Origin of the sequence: Streptomyces sp. CB03234, assembly GCF_001905885.1 — a bacterium.
In the GTDB taxonomy this organism is placed as follows: domain Bacteria; phylum Actinomycetota; class Actinomycetes; order Streptomycetales; family Streptomycetaceae; genus Streptomyces.
The window spans coordinates 408,757-426,205 of the sequence record NZ_LIYH01000001.1 but is presented as its reverse complement, the minus strand read 5'-3'; the positions used below and the strand labels follow the sequence as shown (position 1 = coordinate 426,205).

18 protein-coding genes are annotated in these 17,449 nt (G+C 71.5%); 9 read left to right on the top strand and 9 right to left on the bottom strand.

Features of this window, described 5'->3' with window-relative positions:
- Nucleotides 1–137 precede the first annotated feature (137 nt).
- Nucleotides 138–1,157, top strand: a complete 1,020-nt coding sequence (locus AMK26_RS01910; RefSeq protein ID WP_073751159.1) for an aspartate-semialdehyde dehydrogenase — start codon at nucleotides 138–140, stop codon at nucleotides 1,155–1,157.
- Nucleotides 1,158–1,214: 57 nt separating this feature from the next.
- Here AMK26_RS01910 and AMK26_RS01905 read toward each other — a convergent pair whose 3' ends face one another.
- Nucleotides 1,215–1,562 (bottom strand): type II toxin-antitoxin system PemK/MazF family toxin, encoded by a 348-nt coding sequence (locus AMK26_RS01905; protein ID WP_073751157.1) that lies wholly within the window; start codon nucleotides 1,560–1,562, stop codon nucleotides 1,215–1,217.
- Nucleotides 1,549–1,779 carry a ribbon-helix-helix domain-containing protein gene (locus tag AMK26_RS01900; protein WP_073751155.1) on the bottom strand — a complete coding sequence of 77 codons (231 nt, stop codon included), beginning with the start codon at nucleotides 1,777–1,779 and terminating at the stop codon, nucleotides 1,549–1,551. The genes AMK26_RS01905 and AMK26_RS01900 overlap by 14 nt, the downstream gene beginning before the upstream one ends.
- Before the next feature lie 101 nt (nucleotides 1,780–1,880).
- On the opposite strand from AMK26_RS01900, the gene pepN reads away from it, so the two are divergent.
- From pepN to AMK26_RS01870, 6 genes are all read left to right on the top strand, one after another.
- Nucleotides 1,881–4,442: an aminopeptidase N gene (gene pepN, locus AMK26_RS01895; protein WP_073751153.1), complete on the top strand. Its 2,562-nt coding sequence runs from the start codon at nucleotides 1,881–1,883 to the stop codon at nucleotides 4,440–4,442.
- A 178-nt stretch (nucleotides 4,443–4,620) separates the two neighbouring features.
- Nucleotides 4,621–6,291, top strand: a complete 1,671-nt coding sequence (locus AMK26_RS01890; RefSeq protein ID WP_079277405.1) for a sensor histidine kinase — start codon at nucleotides 4,621–4,623, stop codon at nucleotides 6,289–6,291.
- On the top strand, nucleotides 6,288–6,695 hold the full coding sequence (locus tag AMK26_RS01885) for a roadblock/LC7 domain-containing protein (protein WP_073751149.1): 408 nt from the start codon (nucleotides 6,288–6,290) through the stop codon (nucleotides 6,693–6,695). Before AMK26_RS01890 ends, AMK26_RS01885 begins: the two co-directional genes overlap by 4 nt.
- Nucleotides 6,692–7,069, top strand: a complete 378-nt coding sequence (locus tag AMK26_RS01880) for a DUF742 domain-containing protein (RefSeq protein WP_073751147.1) — start codon at nucleotides 6,692–6,694, stop codon at nucleotides 7,067–7,069. The genes AMK26_RS01885 and AMK26_RS01880 overlap by 4 nt, the downstream gene beginning before the upstream one ends.
- Nucleotides 7,050–7,670 (top strand): GTP-binding protein, encoded by a 621-nt coding sequence (locus AMK26_RS01875; RefSeq protein ID WP_073751145.1) that lies wholly within the window; start codon nucleotides 7,050–7,052, stop codon nucleotides 7,668–7,670. The genes AMK26_RS01880 and AMK26_RS01875 overlap by 20 nt, the downstream gene beginning before the upstream one ends.
- Entirely contained in the window at nucleotides 7,667–9,046 is a 1,380-nt protein-coding gene (locus AMK26_RS01870) for a cytochrome P450 (RefSeq protein WP_073751143.1), read from the top strand. The genes AMK26_RS01875 and AMK26_RS01870 overlap by 4 nt, the downstream gene beginning before the upstream one ends.
- 25 nt (nucleotides 9,047–9,071) lie before the next feature.
- Here the strand turns inward: AMK26_RS01870 and AMK26_RS01865 are convergent, their stop codons facing one another.
- The 4 genes from AMK26_RS01865 to wrbA all read right to left on the bottom strand — a co-directional run bounded on the left by AMK26_RS01865 (nucleotide 9,072) and on the right by wrbA (nucleotide 13,179).
- Complete coding sequence (locus tag AMK26_RS01865) at nucleotides 9,072–10,181, bottom strand: terpene synthase family protein (protein ID WP_073751141.1); 1,110 nt, start codon at nucleotides 10,179–10,181, stop codon at nucleotides 9,072–9,074.
- 2 nt (nucleotides 10,182–10,183) lie between these two features.
- Nucleotides 10,184–11,113, bottom strand: a complete 930-nt coding sequence (locus AMK26_RS01860) for a methyltransferase domain-containing protein (RefSeq protein WP_073751139.1) — start codon at nucleotides 11,111–11,113, stop codon at nucleotides 10,184–10,186.
- Between the two features lie 260 nt (nucleotides 11,114–11,373).
- The gene (gene alc / locus AMK26_RS01855; protein ID WP_073751137.1) at nucleotides 11,374–12,516 is read right to left on the bottom strand and encodes an allantoicase; all 1,143 of its coding nucleotides are present in this window, start codon (nucleotides 12,514–12,516) and stop codon (nucleotides 11,374–11,376) included.
- 48 nt (nucleotides 12,517–12,564) lie between these two features.
- Nucleotides 12,565–13,179: an NAD(P)H:quinone oxidoreductase gene (gene wrbA, locus AMK26_RS01850; protein WP_073751135.1), complete on the bottom strand. Its 615-nt coding sequence runs from the start codon at nucleotides 13,177–13,179 to the stop codon at nucleotides 12,565–12,567.
- A gap of 140 nt (nucleotides 13,180–13,319) precedes the next feature.
- Here wrbA and AMK26_RS01845 point away from each other — a divergent pair, with 140 nt between their 5' ends.
- Nucleotides 13,320–13,967 carry a TetR/AcrR family transcriptional regulator gene (locus tag AMK26_RS01845; protein ID WP_073751133.1) on the top strand — a complete coding sequence of 216 codons (648 nt, stop codon included), beginning with the start codon at nucleotides 13,320–13,322 and terminating at the stop codon, nucleotides 13,965–13,967.
- A 42-nt stretch (nucleotides 13,968–14,009) separates the two neighbouring features.
- On the opposite strand, the gene AMK26_RS01840 is transcribed toward AMK26_RS01845, so the two are convergent.
- Entirely contained in the window at nucleotides 14,010–14,912 is a 903-nt protein-coding gene (locus tag AMK26_RS01840) for a LysR family transcriptional regulator (protein ID WP_073751131.1), read from the bottom strand.
- Between the two features lie 179 nt (nucleotides 14,913–15,091).
- Between AMK26_RS01840 and AMK26_RS01835 the strand changes: the two genes are divergently transcribed.
- Nucleotides 15,092–15,439 (top strand): hypothetical protein, encoded by a 348-nt coding sequence (locus tag AMK26_RS01835; protein ID WP_073751129.1) that lies wholly within the window; start codon nucleotides 15,092–15,094, stop codon nucleotides 15,437–15,439.
- A 74-nt stretch (nucleotides 15,440–15,513) separates the two neighbouring features.
- On the opposite strand, the gene AMK26_RS01830 is transcribed toward AMK26_RS01835, so the two are convergent.
- Together AMK26_RS01830 and AMK26_RS01825 are read right to left on the bottom strand one after the other, a co-directional pair.
- Complete coding sequence (locus AMK26_RS01830) at nucleotides 15,514–16,392, bottom strand: DMT family transporter (RefSeq protein ID WP_073751127.1); 879 nt, start codon at nucleotides 16,390–16,392, stop codon at nucleotides 15,514–15,516.
- Nucleotides 16,393–16,512: 120 nt separating this feature from the next.
- On the bottom strand, nucleotides 16,513–17,439 hold the full coding sequence (locus AMK26_RS01825; RefSeq protein ID WP_073751125.1) for an EamA family transporter: 927 nt from the start codon (nucleotides 17,437–17,439) through the stop codon (nucleotides 16,513–16,515).
- Between the last annotated feature and the right edge of the window lie 10 nt (nucleotides 17,440–17,449).

Below are 17,449 nucleotides of genomic sequence, written 5' to 3'. Positions count from 1 at the left end.
GCGCCCGCCCTTTCCGTCCCCTCGCGTGCTGCTTCTCACGTCCCGGACAATGAATTGGACAAGCCGGGCCAGGTGATACGCATCATGGGTGCGGCACCCAGGCCGCCAGGCCCGCAAGCACGTACGGAGGAGTCCCCGTGAAGGTCGGAATCGTCGGAGCCACCGGTCAGGTCGGCACGGTCATGCGCAAGATCCTTGCCGAACGCAACTTTCCGGTCGACGAGCTGCGGCTGTTCGCCTCCGCCCGTTCGGCGGGCTCCGTCCTGGACGGTGTGACCGTCGAGGACGCGTCCACGGCCGACTACACCGGCCTGGACATCGTGCTCTTCTCGGCCGGTGGCGCCACCTCCCGGGCGCTCGCCGAGAAGGTCGCCTCGCAGGGTGCCGTGGTGATCGACAACTCCTCCGCCTGGCGCCGGGACCCCGAGGTGCCGCTGGTGGTCTCCGAGGTCAACCCGCACGCGATCAAGGACCGTCCCAAGGGGATCATCGCCAACCCGAACTGCACCACCATGGCCGCCATGCCGGTGCTCAAGCCGCTCCACCAGGAGGCGGGCCTGACCGCCCTGGTCGCCACCACCTACCAGGCCGTCTCCGGCTCGGGCCTGGCGGGCGTCGCGGAGCTGGACGGCCAGGTCAAGGCCGTCGCGGAGAAGGCCGCCGAGCTCACCCACGACGGTGAGGCCGTGGCGTACCCGGAGCCGGGCGTCTACAAGCGCCCGATCGCCTTCAACGTGCTGCCGCTGGCCGGCTCGATCGTCGACGACGGCTCCTTCGAGACGGACGAGGAGCAGAAGCTCCGCAACGAGTCCCGCAAGATCCTGGAGATCCCGGACCTGAAGGTCTCCGGCACGTGCGTGCGCGTCCCGGTCTTCTCGGGCCACTCCCTCCAGGTCAACGCCCGCTTCGAGCGCCCGATCAGCGTGGAGCGCGCCTACGAGCTGCTCAAGGACGCCGAGGGCGTGGAGCTCTCCGAGATCCCGACCCCGCTCCAGGCGGCCGGCAAGGACGCCTCCTACGTGGGCCGCATCCGGGTCGACGAGACGGTCGAGAACGGCCTCGCGCTGTTCCTGTCCAACGACAACCTCCGCAAGGGCGCCGCGCTGAACGCGGTCCAGATCGCGGAGCTGGTGGCGGCGGAGCTGAAGGGCGCCTGACGCCGGTACGTACGTGAAGGGGGCGGTCACCGTGACGGTGGCCGCCCCCTTCGGCGTTCAGAGCACGAGGTGCCGCCGGAGCGCCACGTCGATCTCCGCCATACGCTGCCGCGGCACCGAGCCGATGTGTCGCAGCAGCCGCTCAAGGGTGAGGGCGCGTACCTGCTCGCACTGCACCTTGGAGTCTTTCACCAGACCGCAATCAGCCGCCGGGAGCAGCACCTGGAAGGGATAGACCCGAGACGTGTTCGTCGTCAGGGGCACCAGGGTGATCACACCGCGCCCTGTCCGTTCCACGACCGCGTTGGCCCCGTCGTTCGAGACGATCACCGCGGGACGGGCCTTGTTGGCCTCACTTCCCCGTGCCGGCTCATAGTCGACCAGGTAGATGTCACCGCGCCTCATCGACGATCCCGTCCCCGGAGAACTGATCCCAGAACGCCGCGTCCTCGCTCGCGTCCCACTCCGCAAAAGCCGCCTCGTAGTCCGCCTCGAGCCGTGAGGCGCGAAGCAGCTCGATCGCGGCGTGTATCACCGCGGACCTGGAATCCGCAGCCGTTTCGGCGGCGTAGTCATCGACGAAGGCGACATCTTCCTCCGGCAAGCTCACACTGATCTTCATACGGAAGATGCTACCCGGGTTACTACCAGCAACGCCACTCCGCCGGAGTGCCCCGCCGTGGAAGGATGACCGGAAACGTCACACAACGAGGAGATGACCGGGTGCCTGGCACGAACCTGACCCGTGAAGAGGCCCAGCGGCGGGCCGAGCTGCTGACCGTGGACTCGTACGAGATCGACCTCGATCTCACTGGCGCGCAGGAGGAAGCGACCTACCGGTCCGTGACCACCGTGCGCTTCGACTCCGCCGAGGACGGGGCCGAGACCTTCATCGACCTGGTCGCCCCGGCCGTGCACAAGGTCACCCTGAACGGGCACGCGCTGGACGTCGCCGCCGTGTTCCGGGACTCGCGGATCAAGCTGAAGCACCTGAAGCGGGGGCGCAACGAGCTGACGGTCGTCGCGGACTGCGCGTACACGAACACCGGCGAGGGCCTGCACAAGTTCGTCGACCCGGTCGACGACCAGGCGTACCTCTACACCCAGTTCGAGGTGCCGGACGCGCGGCGGGTGTTCGCGAGCTTCGAGCAGCCGGACCTGAAGGCGACGTTCCAGTTCACCGTGAAGGCGCCGGCCGGCTGGACCGTCATCTCGAACTCCCCCACGCCCGAGCCCAAGGACGACACCTGGGTCTTCGAGCCGACGCCGCGCATCTCCACGTACGTCACGGCCCTGATCGTCGGCCCGTACCACTCGGTGCACAGCACGTACGAGAAGGACGGGCAGGTCGTGCCGCTGGGCATCTACTGCCGGCCGTCGCTCGCCGAGTACCTGGACGCGGACGCGATCTTCGAGGTGACGCGGCAGGGCTTCGACTGGTTCCAGGAGAAGTTCGACTACGCGTACCCCTTCGCCAAGTACGACCAGCTGTTCGTGCCCGAGTTCAACGCGGGCGCGATGGAGAACGCGGGCGCGGTGACCATCCGCGACCAGTACGTGTTCCGGTCGAAGGTGACGGACGCGGCGTACGAGACGCGCGCGGAGACCATCCTGCACGAGCTGGCGCACATGTGGTTCGGCGACCTGGTCACCATGGAGTGGTGGAACGACCTGTGGCTGAACGAGTCGTTCGCCACGTACACCTCGATCGCCTGCCAGGCCGCGGCCCCCGGCTCGCGCTGGCCGCAGTCGTGGACGACGTTCGCGAACTCCATGAAGACCTGGGCGTACCGGCAGGACCAGCTGCCGTCCACGCACCCGATCATGGCGGAGATCAACGACCTGGACGAGGTCCTGGTCAACTTCGACGGCATCACCTACGCCAAGGGCGCCTCCGTGCTCAAGCAGCTGGTGGCGTACGTCGGCGAGGACGCGTTCTTCCGGGGCGTGCAGGCGTACTTCAAGCGCCACGCGTTCGGCAACACGCGCCTGTCGGACCTGCTGGGCGCGCTGGAGGAGACCTCCGGGCGTGATCTGAAGACCTGGTCGAAGGCGTGGCTGGAAACGGCCGGTATCAACATCCTGCGCCCGGAGATCGAGGTCGACGGGAACGGGGTCGTCACCTCGTTCGCGGTGCGGCAGGAGGCCCCGGCGCTGCCGGCCGGCGCCAAGGGGGAGCCCGTCCTGCGGCCGCACCGGATCGCGATCGGCCTGTACGAGCTCGACGGCTCCGGCAAGCTGGTCCGTACGGACCGGGTCGAGCTGGACGTCGACGGTGACCTCACCGACGTACCGCAGCTGGTGGGCAAGGCCCGGCCGGCGGTGGTGCTGCTCAACGACGACGACCTGTCGTACGCGAAGGTCCGCCTGGACGAGGTGTCCCTGGAGAACGTCACCCAACACCTGGGCGACTTCACCGAGTCGCTGCCGCGCGCCCTGTGCTGGGCGTCGGCCTGGGACATGACGCGGGACGCCGAGCTGGCCACGCATGACTACCTGGAGCTGGTGCTGTCCGGCATCGCGAAGGAGTCGGACATCGGCGTGGTGCAGTCGCTGCACCGCCAGGTGAAGCTGGCGCTGGACCTGTACGCGGCGCCCGAGCGGCGCGAGGCGGCGCTGGCGCGCTGGACGGAGGCGACGCTGGCGCACCTGCGCACCGCCGAGCCGGGCAGCGACCACCAGCTGGCGTGGGCGCGGGCGTTCGCGGCGACCGCCCGTACGCCGCAGCAGCTGGACCTGCTGACGGGTCTGCTGGAGGGCACGGAGACGATCGAGGGCCTGGCCGTCGACACCGAGCTGCGCTGGGCGTTCGTGGAGCGGCTGGCGGCCACGGGCGTGTACGGCGAGGAGGAGATCGCGGCCGAGTACGAGCGGGACCGGACGGCGGCCGGTGAGCGGCACGCGGCGACCGCGCGGGCGGCGCGGCCGACCGAGGAGGCCAAGGCCGAGGCGTGGGCGTCGGTGGTCGAGTCGGACAAGCTGCCGAACGCCGTGCAGGAGGCGGTGATCGGCGGGTTCGTCCAGACCGATCAGCGCGAGCTGCTGGCCCCGTACACGGAGAAGTACTTCGCGGCGGTCAAGGGCGTGTGGGAGTCCCGCTCGCACGAGATGGCCCAGCAGATCGCGGTCGGGCTGTACCCGGTGCTCCAGGTGTCGCGAGAGACGCTGGACGCGACGGACACCTGGCTGGCGAGCGCCGAGCCGAACGCGGCGCTGCGGCGGCTGGTGTCGGAGTCGCGGGCGGGCATCGAGCGCGCGCTGCGGGCGCAGGCGGCTGACGTGTAGGAACGGCTGTTCGCGGACGCCCCGGATCCTGTTGGGTCCGGGGCGTCTTTTCTTTGCAACTCCCCGGTCACGTCCACATCATGACCCGTTGTCAAGACTCATGCACGGAACCGATAAGCTTTCGGGCCGTTGCGTCCTTGTCATTTGATCTTTCGTTTTCGATCGTTTGAGGGTTTTGATGGTTCGACTGGGATCGTCGCCCGGAAGTCCAGGGCCCGCCTCACCCCCCGCCCTATGGGCGTTGCCCGCCATCGTGATCGCAGCGGGCACCGCCGTCGCCGCCGTCCTGGTCTCGGCGCCGGCCCGCACCCCGGTCGCCTGGCTCGGGGCCGCCGCCTTCGTCGCGGTCGCCCTCTCCTGCGGTGCGGCCGCCCGGCGCGGCAGAGAACTGGCGGGCCTCCGGGCCACGGTGGCCGAGCAGCGAGCGGCCCTCGCACGGCAGGAGGCGGAGACGGTACGGCTCGCCGACACGCTGCTGCCGGACGTCGTGGGGCGGCTGCGCAAGGGGGAGTTCCCCGAGGACGTCCTCGCCGCGCTGGAGGCCCCCGACGCGTACGAACCCGGGCTCACCCCCGAGTTCCGGGCCGCCCACCTGGCGGTGCTGCGCTCGGTGCTGGACGCCGTGGTCGCCGAGGAGGACCTGCGCGAGTCGGCGCAGCGGGCCTTTGTGAACATCGCCCGCCGCGTCCAGGCCATCGTGCACCAACAGGCCCAGGAACTGCGGGACATGGAGGACCGGCACGGCCAGAGCCCCGGCGTCTTCGGCGACCTGCTGCGACTGGACCACGGCACCGCGCTGATCGGCCGGCTCGCCGACTCCATCGCCGTACTCGGCGGTGCGCGGCCCGGCCGCCAGTGGAGCAGGGCCGTGCCGCTCTACAGCGTGCTGCGCGGTGCGATGTCGCGGATCATCGACTACCAGCGCGTCGAGCTGCACTCGGTCTCCGAGGTCGCCGTCGTCGGCCCCGCCGTCGAACCCCTCATCCACGCGCTGGCCGAACTGCTGGACAACGCCACCCGCTACTCCCCGCCGCAGACCAAGGTCCACCTGACGGCCGTGGACGTGAACGCGGGCATCGCCATCGAGATCGAGGACGGCGGCGTGAGCATGAGCGAGGAGGCCCGGGGCAGGGCCGAGCGGATGCTCCGCCAGGCCCAGCAGGGCATCGACCTCAACGACCTGGGCGAGACGCCGCGCCTGGGGCTCGCCGTGGTGGGCCGGCTGTCGCAGGCGTACGACTTCCAGGTCTCGCTGCGCTCCTCGGCGTACGGCGGTGTCCGTGCCGTACTCGTCGTGCCGCAGGACCTGATCACCACCGCCTCGTCCGCGACGGGCCTCGCCCACGGCATCGGCACCGCCTCCGGGCCCCGTGGAGCCCTGGCACCGGCGGAGCGGGACGAGGCGCGGGGCGAGGGGCGGGGGGCGGCCGGGCCGCAGGCGCCCGCTTCCGCTTCCGGCACCGGTTCCGCTTCGGGTTCCGCTTCGGGTTCCGCTTCCGGGCCCGGCCCCGACGCGGCCGTCGTGGCCGACCGCACCCCGAGCGGGCTGCCGCAGCGGCGCCGCAAGACGCGGGTCACGGCTCCGGCGCCCGAGCCGGCCGCGTCCGCCGCCACGACACAGACCACGGCACGGACCACAGGCACCACGGCCACCACGCACACCACGGCCACCACAGGCACGACCACGACCACCCGGACCGCCACGACCGAACCGGAGCCCGCACCCGAGGTGCAGCCCGGTATGTGGCTGGCCGCCTTCCAGAGCGGCCTGTCCGGTGAACGCCAGACCGGCGCAGACCAGAACAGCGACGCCTCGCCGGCCCCGGCGAGCAAGGGGGAACAGCCATGAGTCAGCAGCGGCCCGATATGGACTGGATGCTCAAGGACCTGGCCGAGAGCGTTCCGCAGACCCGTCATGTCATCGTGCTGTCCGCCGACGGCCTGCGCATGGCGCAGTACGGCGCCGAGACCGACACCGCCGACCGGCTGGCCGCCGCCTGCGCCGGACTGCAGAGCCTCGCGGGCGCGGTCGCCGCCGAACTCCCGCACAGCGAGGGCCGGATGAGGCTCGTCGTCATCGAGATGGACGGCGGCTTCTTCTACCTGATGGCGGCCGGCGCCGGGGCGTACCTCGCCGTCCTGGCCGACGAGGGCGTCGACGCGGGACTGATGGGTCAGCGGATGCGCGACCTGGTGGCACGGATCGGAGAGCATCTGAGCAGCCCGCCCCGCCGCGACGGGCAGCCCGCGTGAGGGACCCGGGTCACCCGCGCGGTGAAGGCCACGACTGGGAGGACCACAGCCCCGAGCGGCTGTACGTGATCACCGGTGGCCGCAGCGGTTCATTAGGGTCCGCCCCGCTCGACCTGGTCACCCTGATCGTGGCCAGGTCGGGGCCCAGGCCCGGCATGCAGCCGGAGCACGCGGCGATCATGCGGATGTGCCAGGCTCCGCTGTCGGTGGCCGAGATCTCCGCGTACCTCTCGCTTCCGGTGAGCGTGGTGACCGTCCTGGTCGGCGACCTGCTCACGGACGGACACCTGCTGGCACGCGCGCCCGTCGCCCCCGCCGAACTCCCCGACCTGGCATTGATTGAGGCAGTGATCGATGGACTTCAGAAGCTCTGAGCCACCCGCCGGGCCGCGCCACGAGGACGCCCTGCCGGCGACGGCCACCGCCGCGGTGAAGGTGGTGATCGTCGGCGGCTTCGGGGTGGGCAAGACCACCCTGGTCGGTTCGGTGAGCGAGATCCGGCCGCTGACCACCGAGGAGACGATGACCCAGGCCGGGGTCGGCGTCGACGACACGGCGGGCGTGGAACGCAAGACCTCCACGACCGTGGCCATGGACTTCGGCCGGATCAGCATCAACGACGAGCTGGTGCTGTACCTCTTCGGCACGCCCGGCCAGGAGCGGTTCTGGTTCCTGTGGCGGGGGTTGTTCGAGGGGGCGCTGGGCGCGGTGGTGCTGGTCGACACCCGTCGCCTGGAGGTCAGCTTCGATGTGATCGGCAGGCTGGAGGAGCGCGGCGTCCCGTTCGTGGTCGCCGTGAACTCCTTCCCCGACGCGCCCGAGCACCCCTTGGAGGAGCTGCGGCGCGCCCTCGACCTGCCCGAGTCGGTGCCGATCGTCGTGTGCGACGCGCGGCGGCGCGACTCCAGCCGTGACGTCCTGATGGCGCTGATGCGCTACCTGCACTCCCTCGCCGTGACCCCGGAGGCATCGTGACCACTCCACCGTCCCCCGCCGCCCCGCCACCGGGCTGCCCCGCGCACCGGCTGTACGGCCCCGAGGCCGAGGCCGACCCGATGGGCCTGTACGAGAAGCTGCGCGCCGAACACGGCAGCGTCGCCCCCGTCCTCGTCCACGGCGACCTGCCGGCCTGGCTGGTGCTGGGGCACCGGGAGAACCTGGACGTGGCGCGTACGCCGTCGCGGTTCTCCCGGGACTCCCGGCTCTGGCACGCCATGCGGGACGGCAAGGTGCCGGCGGACCACCCCCTGGCGCCGATCGCCACGTGGCAGCCGGTGTGCAACTTCCAGGACGGCCCGGAGCACCAGCGGCTGCGCGCCGCGGTCACCGAGTCCCTGGAGCGCTTCGACCGGCGCGGGGTACGCCGGTACGTGAAGCGTTTCGCCGACCAGCTGCTCGACGGTTTCGCCGATTCGGGCCGCGCGGACCTGGTCGAGGACTTCGCCGAGCCGCTGCCGATGCTGGTGATGACGCAGCTGCTCGGGGCGCCGGAATCGTACGGTCCACGGCTCGTGGAGGCCGGCCGCGACATGATCAAGGGCACCGAGACGGCCGTGGCCAGCAACGCGTACGTCACGGAGACGCTGCGACAGCTCCTCGCGCGCAAACGCGAGGTGCCCGGACGGGACTTCACCTCCTGGCTGCTGGAGCACTCCACGGCGCTGACCGAGGAGGAGATCGTCGAGCATCTGCGGCTGGTCCTGATCGCGGCCTTCTCCACGACCGCCAATCTGATCGCCAACACCCTGCGCCTGGTGCTCACCGACCGCCGCTTCCGCGCCAACCTCTCGGGCGGTCACATGACACTGCCCGACGCCCTGGAGCAGGTCCTGTGGGACGAGCCGCCGCTCACCACGATCCTGGGCCGCTGGGCGACCGGTGACACCCGGCTGGGCGGGCAGCACATCAAGGCCGGGGACATGCTGCTGCTGGGGCTCGCGGCGGCCAACGCGGACCCGGCGATCCGGCCGGACCTCACGGTTCCCGTGCACGGCAACCGTTCGCACCTGGCGTTCAGCGGCGGCCCGCACGAGTGCCCCGGCCAGGACATCGGCCGGGCGATCGCGGACACCGGCATCGACACCCTGCTGTCCCGGCTCCCCGATGTGGAGCTGGCCGTGGCGGAGAGCGACCTGCGCTGGGAGTCGTCGCTGATGTCGCGCGAACTGGCGGCCCTTCCCGTGACCTTCACCCCGCGCGGGGCCACGCTCACGACGGCCACCGCGGTGGCCGGCACGAGCACGGCCCAGCCGCTGCCCGAGGCGGTGACCGCCTCCGCCGTACCCGCCCCTGTGGCGGACCGCGCCCCGGTCGGGGCGCCATGGTGGAAGCGTCTGCTGGGCCGCCGCTGAGCCCGCTCGTCCGTATCGAGGCTCGTCAGCCTTCGAGTTGCCGCCACCACCAGGCGATCGCCGGGACCGGCGGCGGCTCGGGGCTCGGATCGCTCGGAGTGTCCCGCCACGTGATGTCGTACGAAGCCCCCGCGACCGGCAGCGTGTTGCGGTTGCGGGGGCTTGCGTAACGCGGCGCGCGGTTCTGCCACGCGACGCAGCCCGAGACGTAGTGCGCGAGTGAGTCGAGGTAGCGGCGGAGTGGCTCGTCGGCGTCCCGGGCGAGCTGTTCGCGCAGCCGGACGAACAGCGTCATCGCCCGGTCCCGGAGGGCGACGGCCGGGGCCAGCGCCTGCCGGGGGCTGCAGCCCAGGTGCTGGGCGACGACATTGAGCAGGTTCTGCTCCCAGGGCTCCTGGTGGTCCTCCTTGTTGTAGGAGAAGAGGTCGTTGTCGCAGGAGACGATGAACCCGGCGGCGTCGGTGAGCGCCTGGACGGGTGCCGAGTACAGCAGGTCGGCGGGTACGTGGATGCCGTTCGCCGCGTCGCACCAGGTGAGGGTGAAGCGGGTGCCGTTGACGGACACCCGCATCGCGGCGAACTCGTTCAGGGACGGCATCACACCGCGCTCGGCGTTCGCGGTCTGCCAGCCGGCGCCGAAGAGCCAGTCGCGCGTGCCCTCGGTGAACCTGCGCAGCTGGAACGGCGTGAGCATGGCGCGGGTACGCGTGACCAGGTCGTCCAGGGCCTCCGTGAGCGGCCCCGGGGGCAGCAGCGCCGAGCCGGGCGCCTCGATGGTGCGGACCAGCCGGGCACTGTGGTCCGCGACGTCCGCCGTCCGCGTGGCGGTGGACCCGGAGTCCTGCCAGTCGTCGACGGCGTTGGCCCAGTAGTTCCATTCGATGAAGAGCAGCACCGGCTCGACGTCCCCGTACGGGATGATCCGGCTGGTGAAGTCGGCGCTGTGGGTGGCCAGGCCCCAGGCGCGCTCGGTGGCGTCCGGGTAGATGCCGAACGCGTCGATCCAGGCGATGGCCCGCTCTTCGAGCTCGGCCGCCTTGGGGTGGATGAGGCCCTTGTCGAACGGGCAGTAGAACGGCGGCAGGCGCCAGCCGATCCGGGACGGGGGCGCGTCCTTGGCGTACACGGGTGGCATCGTCAGCTGCCCCCGCCCAGGCGGAAGAGGAGCAGCCGGGTCTCCATGGCGTGGTCCCGCCAGATGCGGAACAGTTTGCCGTGGGTGATCGTGGACTCCTGGAGCCGCTCCCGGGACCAGGCGGTCCTCTCCTTGGAGCGGGCCTGGCCGGTGCCGCGCTCGACGCGTTCCAGCTCGGCCGTGTTCCAGGCCATGGACTGGACCCAGAACTCGGCCACCCGGTCGGTGACGTCTTCGTCCTGTTCGAGCTCGAAGCCGGCCGCCTCGGCGGCCACGATGTACTCGGTGAGGGTACCGAGCCGGGTCTTGTAGTAGCCGTCGATGAAGTCGGTCCACTCGGGGCGGCAGACGAAGTGTTCCTGGAGTCCGAACCAGCCGCCCGGCTTCAGGGCCTTGGCGACCACCTGGAAGAGCCGCTCGCGGTCCATGTAGCCGGAGCTCTCGTTGGCGTAGGCGGCGTCGTACTTGCGCCGGGTGGTGAAGTCGTGGATGTCGCCGAGGACGGCGGAGACGCGGCCGGCCACTCCGGCCCGGCGGGCGAAGTCCTCGATAAGCGGGACGTGTTCACCGGTGACGGTGATGCCGGTGACCTTGGTGCCGTGTTCCTGGGCCCAGTAGAGCGATCCGCCGCCGACGCCGCAGCCGATGTCGAGGAGCTTGCCGGGCGGGGTGGCGTACGCGCCCCAGCTGCGGGCCGCGTGCGTGACGATCGCCTCCTGGGACTCGACTATGCGACGCTTGAGAGCCCGCTGGGAGACGGTGGTGTTGGGGGTGGCACCCGGGGCGAACAGCCCTACGTGGAAGTGGACGCGGGGCCCCGGCCCGTACTTGTGGAGGATGTCAGCGGTCTTGCGGCTGTAGTAAAGCGGAACCTGCGTCTGGTCGAATGCCTGGCCATCAGTGGTCGGCTGAATGACGAGGTTGCTGTCCATCGGTTCTCCGGTCCTGCGGTCATGTGGGGGTGTTCATCGGCCGCCCCACTCTGCCCAGAAGTGACTGAAAAAAGTCCTCCGTCACTCAGTGTTTGAGCATACTCACGCGCAAAAGGGCCACATTCTGCGCGAGTTGACCTGACAGAACCGGAACGAGGGGCGCCCTCCCCTGTGGGGCACCCCTCGGTCGGCCGGGACGTGGTGAAGCCCGCCCGGCGGGTGGGCGATCGGTGCGCGGCCGCCCGCCGGGCGGAGGCCGGTCAGCCGTTCAGCTCGGCCCAGCGGGCGCGCAGCGCGGCCGCGCCCTCGTCGGTGAGCGAACCGTGCAGGCGCATCCGGGCGATGCCGCCGTCCGGGAAGGCGTCGAGCCGGACGTGGGTGGCGACGGCCCGCTCGGGCAGCGTGAACCGGTGCAGGGTGTCGGGCTGGAGCCTGGTGCGCGGGATGATCTCGAACCACTCGCCGCTCTCGCCGTCACGGCCCTGGAGGGCGATCCAGCCGGCGGAGTTGCCCTTGAGGTACGCGGTGTCGATCTCGACGGCCCGGATGGCGCCCTGGGCGGCGAGCCGGAAGCGCACCCAGTCGTTGGTGCCGCGCACCCGGCGGCGGCGGTTCTCCCAGCCGTCGTCCATCTTGCGGGACGTGCCGGGCAGGATGATCTGGGTGGGCGAGGAGTAGAACTTGTCCGACGCGTCCTCGTACGCCCCGCCGTTGAGTACGGAGGCGAGGTCGATCGTGCCGAGCAGCTCCAGCCACTCGGGGTCGGGCACGACCTCGCCGTGGACGCGGAGGCGAGCGATGCCGCCGTCGGGGTGCTGGCACAGCCGCAGGTGGGTGAAGCGGCGTTCGGCGCCGATCTCGAAGCCGTTGGCGGCGTGGCCGCGTACGGGGGTGGGCGGGACGAGCTCCTCCCACTTCACGTCGTCGGCGAGCAGCTGCTCGGGGCTGGGCGAGCCGGGGACGGAGGTGGCCTGGATGGACACGCGCTGCGGGTAGTTGCCACGGAAGTGGGCGGTGTCGACCACGATGCCGCGGATGACGCCGGGGGCGCCGAGGCGGACGATCGCCCAGTCGTGGTCCTCCGGGGCCGGGAAGGGGTTCTCGGCGTCGGTGCCGCGTCGGCGGCGGGTCTCCCAGCCGTCCATGATCTTGCCCTTGTGCCCGAAGTGCTCGGGGTCGAACACGGCGCGCTCACGGACCAGGAGGTTCTCGCGCTCGGCGAAGAACTCGTCGTTGGCGGCGACGACTCCGGCGCCCAGGCGGCGGTCGGCCAGGTCGACCAGCTCGGTGAACGGGAAGTCACCGGCGCGGTAGTCGGCGTAGGGGTCACCGCCGCCGTAGGGCGCGGCGTCGTTGGCGTGCGGGTCCTGGTCCGGGCCGGTGAGGCTGGCGTCGAAGGTCATGCACCGACTCTCCCGCCGCCGGACCGGTCAGGTCCAGTGGAAGTTTCTTCACTGGTCATTAAGTCCTGCTGAAAGAAGCCGGGCGGTGATGCCGGCCAGCCGTCGCCCCTGGTGGCGGGCGGCGTCGAGCACCTCGTCGCCCGGGGCACCGGCAGCGGAGGCGTGGGCCGTGCCGTAGGGGTTCCCGCCCGCCGCGTACACCGCCGGGTCGGTGAAGCCGGGGGACACGATCAGCGAGCCCCAGTGGTGGAAGGTGTTGTAGAGGGCGAGCAGCGTGGACTCGTTGCCGCCGTGCGTGTTGGCGGCGCTGACGAAGCCGGTGGCGGGCTTGTCGACGAAGGTGCCCTGCTGCCACAGCCCGCCGGTGGTGTCGAGGAACTGCTTGAGCTGCGAGGACACATTGCCGTACCGGGTCGGCGTGCCGAAGGCGTAGGCGTCGGCCCAGGAGAGGTCGTCGAGCGTGGCCACCTCCACGTGCCGCGTGGCGTCGACGTGTTCGCGCCATGCCGGCAGCGAGTCGATGGCCGCGTCGGGCGCCAACTCCGGGACCCGGCGGAGGCGGACCTCGGCGCCGGCCTTCTCCGCGCCCTCAGCGACGGCCTCGGCGAGGGTGTGGACGTTGCCGGTGGCGGAGTAGTAGACCACGGCGATCTTGGGAGACATGACGCGAGCCCTTCGGGAGACACTGACCGGATAACTATCCGCTTGCTGTCGAGAAGCAGTTAAGCGGATAGCAATCCGCTCGGCAAGGGGTTGGGGTGAAGAACCGGATAGTTTTCCGCTACGGGGGTTATGCTGGAAACATGGACCAGCCGCAGCCGCCGCGCGCCCACCTCCCGCTCGCGGGCGGACCCACCGCGGAGCGCGCAGGACGTCCCCTCCGCGCCGAGCGGGCGGACGCCGCCGACAACCGCCGCCGGATCCTGGAGGCGGCCGCGCGGATCGTCGCCGAGAAGGGGCCGGACGCGCTGACGATGAACGCGGTCGCGCACGAGACCGGTATCGGCGTGGGCACGGTCTACCGCCGCTTCGGGGATGTCGCCCAGCTGCTGTTCGCGCTCCTCGACGAGCGGGAGAAGCAGTTCCAGGAGGCGTTCATGACCGGCCCGCCCCCGCTGGGCCCGGACGCCCCGCCCCTCGAGCGGCTGCGCGCCTTCCTGCACGCGCTGGCCGACCGCGTCGCCGACCAGCTGGACATGATGCTCGCGGCGGAGGCGGCGGCACCGAGCGCCCGCTACAGCAGCGGCGCGTACGCGACCATGCACACGCACGTGGCGGTGCTCGTCACCCGCATCCGCCCGGAGGCCGACGCGTCCCTGCTGGCCCACATGCTGCTCGCCCCGTTCATGCCGAGCCTGGTGAACCATCTGACACGGGACGGCGCGCGAACGGTCGACCAGATCAAGGCCGCCGCCGACAACCTGCTCCTGGGCCTCGCCCACCCCCGCTGACCCACCTCCGGGCGGCTCCGCCGCCCCCGACGGCCCGGACCGTTACCGCCGTGCCGCCACTTCCCGCAGCGCCGCCAGCAGCCGGGAGACGGCAGGGGCGGTCTCCGCGCCACGGCGCACCGCCGCCACGACATGGCGGCGCGGCTGGTCGGCCTCCAGGACCCGCATCACCACGCCCGAAACGCGCTCCGCGGCCGCCATGCGGGGCACCAGCGCGATGCCCATCCCGGCCTCCACCATCGCCAGGATCGCCGTCCACCCGGCGGCCGAGTGCGCCTGTTCCGGCACGAACCCGGCCGCCTCGCACGCCGCCCTGGTGATCTCCGACCAGGGCCCGCTGCCGCCGAAGATCCACCGCTCCCCCGAAAGGTCGGCCAGCCGCAGCCCCGGTGCCCCCGCCAGCGCGTGCCCCGCCGGAAGGGCCACGTCCAGCGGGTCCGCCAGCAGCGGTACGCGGCTGAACTTGGGGTCCCTGGCGGTCGGGGCGTGCGCCGCCAGGGACAGCGCCAGGTCCACCTGCCCGGCCGACAGCAGCTCGTACGCCTCGGCGGCCTCGGCCTCCCGCACCCGCACCTCCAGGCCCGGGTGCGCGGTGCGCAGCCGCAGCACGGCCGGCACGACCAGCGCGGGTACGGCGGTGGAGAAGGCCCCCACCCGCACCTCGCCCGCCTCGCCCTGGAGATACCCGGCCAACTCGGCGTCGGCCCGCTCCAGTTGCGCGAACACCACCTCGGCGTGACGCAGCACCAGCTGTGCCGCGTCCGTGAGGCGCACGCGCCGCCCGTGCGCCTCCAGCAGCCGCACCCCGAGCTGCTTGGAGAGGTTGGTCAGCTGCTGCGACACGGCCGAAGGGGTCATCAGCAACGCCTCCGCGGTGGCGGTCACCGTGCCCCGGTCACGCAGGGTGCGGAGGATCTGGAGCTTCTTGATGTCCCACTCGGTCATGCCCCGCAACCTACACAAGGATTTATCCGGCCTTCCTCGCCCAAGGAGGGCCTTTGGCGTCTCCAGGACATCAGAGGCGATACCGGTTGCCGCACGCCATTGCCGACATGGAGACTCCTTGGCATGCCCGGCGCAAGAGCGTGGGCATCCGGCACGGAACTCCATAGGGGGAAATCCGCATGGCACTGCGCAAGTTGACCGCCGCACTGGTCGCGGCCATGGCTCTTCTCGCCACGACGCTCGGGCTCTCCGCCACCGCGACCGCCGCGACCGGCGGGGGCGACCGGCAGGACGCCACCGTCCGGGCGGTGACGACGGACCCGGACGACGACGGCAAGGACAACGGCAAGGACGACGGCAAGGACGACAACGGTGACAGCGGTGACAGCGGCGACGACGGCCGCGGCAACGTGCTGAAGAACCCCCGCGCCGAACGGAACCGGAACACGATCTTCACCACGCCGGGCGCGTACTCCGCGAGCGCCGGCCACAACGGGAATCCGGTCTGGTACGTCGCGCCCTGCTGACCGCCTCGTCGCACATGCCCGTGACGGCCTCCCCCACCGCCCGACCACCGGCGGGGCGAGGCCCTCACGCCCGTTCAGCGCCCCCTGGCGGTCCCGAGGACCACACCGCCCAGGATCAGCCCCATGCACAGGAACTGCAGCGGCCCCATCGCCTCGTCGATCAGCGCCCAGGACAGCAGCGCCACGCACACCGGCTGGAGGTAGTACACGACTCCCGCGCGGGCCGCGCCGATCAGCGCGATCGCCTTGTTCCAGGCGAAGAAGGCGAGGGCGGAGGAGAAGACCCCGACGTACAGCAGCGGGCCGACGGTCCCGGCCGTGGGCTCGAATCCGCCCTGCGCGGCGAGGCTGATCCCGTACACCGGCAGCAGCATCAGCGCGCCCAGCACGAAAGTGGCGAAGAGGAAGGCCGGTCCGCCCAGTTCGGCCGGCCGCCGCTTGAGCAGGGCACTGTACGAGGCGAAACAGACCGCGGCGGCCACGCTCCACAGGTCCCCGGCGGCCAGGTCCGGCACCAGGGAGCCCTTGCCGACCAGGAGCAGTACACCAGCGCAGGCGATCAGCATGCCGGTCAGACGGCGCGGGCCGAGCCGGGCGCCGCCGATCCTCTCGTACACCGCCATCAGGACGGGGGACGCGGCCATGACCATGCCCATGGTGCCGGCGGAGGTGGTGAGGCCGGCCTGGTTGACGAGGGTGTTGTAGACGGTGACGCCGAGGAGTGAGGCGAGGGCGACGAAGCCGAGGTGACGCCGGATCAGGTGCCGCTGCTGCCAGGCCCGGTGGGCGGCGAAGGGGGCGACGGCGAGGATCGCGACGACCCACCGCCAGAAGGCGGCCTGGACGGGTGGGACGGAGTCGTGGAGGGCCCGGGAGGTCACGAAGCTGCCCGACCAGACGACCGTCGCGACGACCGCGAGGAGCAGGCCGAGGCCGGAGGCCCGGACGACCACTCCCCTCCCGGTCGTCGGCTCGTCGAGCTCAGGGAGCTCATCGGTACGGACGTGGTCCAGGACTGCCACGGTTGTCCCTTGCCTCTCTCCCCGCCAGGGGGTCTCGCTCGGTTGCGGGACCTACCGTCGCACCGCCACATCACTTAGGTCCATCGAAACTTTCTCACTCTTCCTTTCAGAAGTATTGAACGGTTGGCGCGGCGTCCACTGTCCGGCGAGCGTCGCCCCGAAGGCGATCACCATCCCGGCCACCTGGACCGCCCCCAGCGCCTGGCCGAGCGCCGCCCACCCGATGACGGCCGCGGTGATCGGCGAGAGCGGGCCGAGGAGCGTGACGGAGGTCGCCGTCAGCCGCTCGATGCCGCGGAACCAGAGCCAGTACGCGACGGCGGTGTTGGCGAGCGCGAGGTACGCGTAGCCCGCGACGCCCCGCCCGTCGAGGGCCGGCGGCGCGCCCTCCACCAGGAAGGCGACGGGCGCGATCAGCAGCCCGCCCGCACTGAGCTGCCAGCCGGTCAGCACCAGCGGGCCGACCCCCTCGGGGCGGCCCCACCGCTTGGCGAGCACCGTGCCCGCCGACATGGCCGCCGAGGACGCGAGCCCGGCGGCCACGCCCACGAGGTCGAAAGCCGCGCCCGCCTCGAGCACGACGAGGCCGACCCCGAACGCGGCGGCGACGGCGGCGAGCAGGGACCGCGCGCCGGGCCGGTCGCCCAGCAGCAGGGCGGCGAGTCCGACGACGAAGAGCGGCCCGACCGAGCCGACGACGGCGGCCACACCGCCCGGCAGGCGGTACGCGGCCAGGAACAGCAGCGGGAAGAACGCCCCGATGTTCAGCGCCCCCAGAACCGCCGACTTCCACCACCAGGCGCCGCGCGGCAGCGTCCGGGTGAGCGCCAGCAGCGCCAGCCCGGCGGGCAGCGCGCGCATCAGCCCGGTGAACAACGGCCGGTCCGGCGGCAGGAACTCGGTGGTGACGGCGTAGGTGGAGCCCCACGAGACGGGCGCGAGGGCGGTGAGACCTATGACGGCAGCCTTGCGGGACATCGGGCCATCC

Excerpts from the sequence above, each read along its gene's own strand:
- AMK26_RS01875 (WP_073751145.1), top strand. The coding sequence starts at position 7,050 with ATGGACTTCAGAAGCTCTGAGCCACCCGCCGGGCCGCGCCACGAGGAC.
- AMK26_RS01890 (WP_079277405.1), top strand. The coding sequence starts at position 4,621 with ATGGTTCGACTGGGATCGTCGCCCGGAAGTCCAGGGCCCGCCTCACCC.
- alc (WP_073751137.1), bottom strand. The coding sequence starts at position 12,516 with ATGACCTTCGACGCCAGCCTCACCGGCCCGGACCAGGACCCGCACGCC.
- AMK26_RS01825 (WP_073751125.1), bottom strand. The coding sequence starts at position 17,439 with ATGTCCCGCAAGGCTGCCGTCATAGGTCTCACCGCCCTCGCGCCCGTC.
- AMK26_RS01835 (WP_073751129.1), top strand. The coding sequence starts at position 15,092 with ATGGCACTGCGCAAGTTGACCGCCGCACTGGTCGCGGCCATGGCTCTT.
- wrbA (WP_073751135.1), bottom strand. The coding sequence starts at position 13,179 with ATGTCTCCCAAGATCGCCGTGGTCTACTACTCCGCCACCGGCAACGTC.
- AMK26_RS01845 (WP_073751133.1), top strand. The coding sequence starts at position 13,320 with ATGGACCAGCCGCAGCCGCCGCGCGCCCACCTCCCGCTCGCGGGCGGA.
- AMK26_RS01900 (WP_073751155.1), bottom strand. The coding sequence starts at position 1,779 with ATGAAGATCAGTGTGAGCTTGCCGGAGGAAGATGTCGCCTTCGTCGAT.
- AMK26_RS01885 (WP_073751149.1), top strand. The coding sequence starts at position 6,288 with ATGAGTCAGCAGCGGCCCGATATGGACTGGATGCTCAAGGACCTGGCC.
- AMK26_RS01865 (WP_073751141.1), bottom strand. The coding sequence starts at position 10,181 with ATGCCACCCGTGTACGCCAAGGACGCGCCCCCGTCCCGGATCGGCTGG.
- AMK26_RS01840 (WP_073751131.1), bottom strand. The coding sequence starts at position 14,912 with ATGACCGAGTGGGACATCAAGAAGCTCCAGATCCTCCGCACCCTGCGT.
- AMK26_RS01905 (WP_073751157.1), bottom strand. The coding sequence starts at position 1,562 with ATGAGGCGCGGTGACATCTACCTGGTCGACTATGAGCCGGCACGGGGA.
- AMK26_RS01860 (WP_073751139.1), bottom strand. The coding sequence starts at position 11,113 with ATGGACAGCAACCTCGTCATTCAGCCGACCACTGATGGCCAGGCATTC.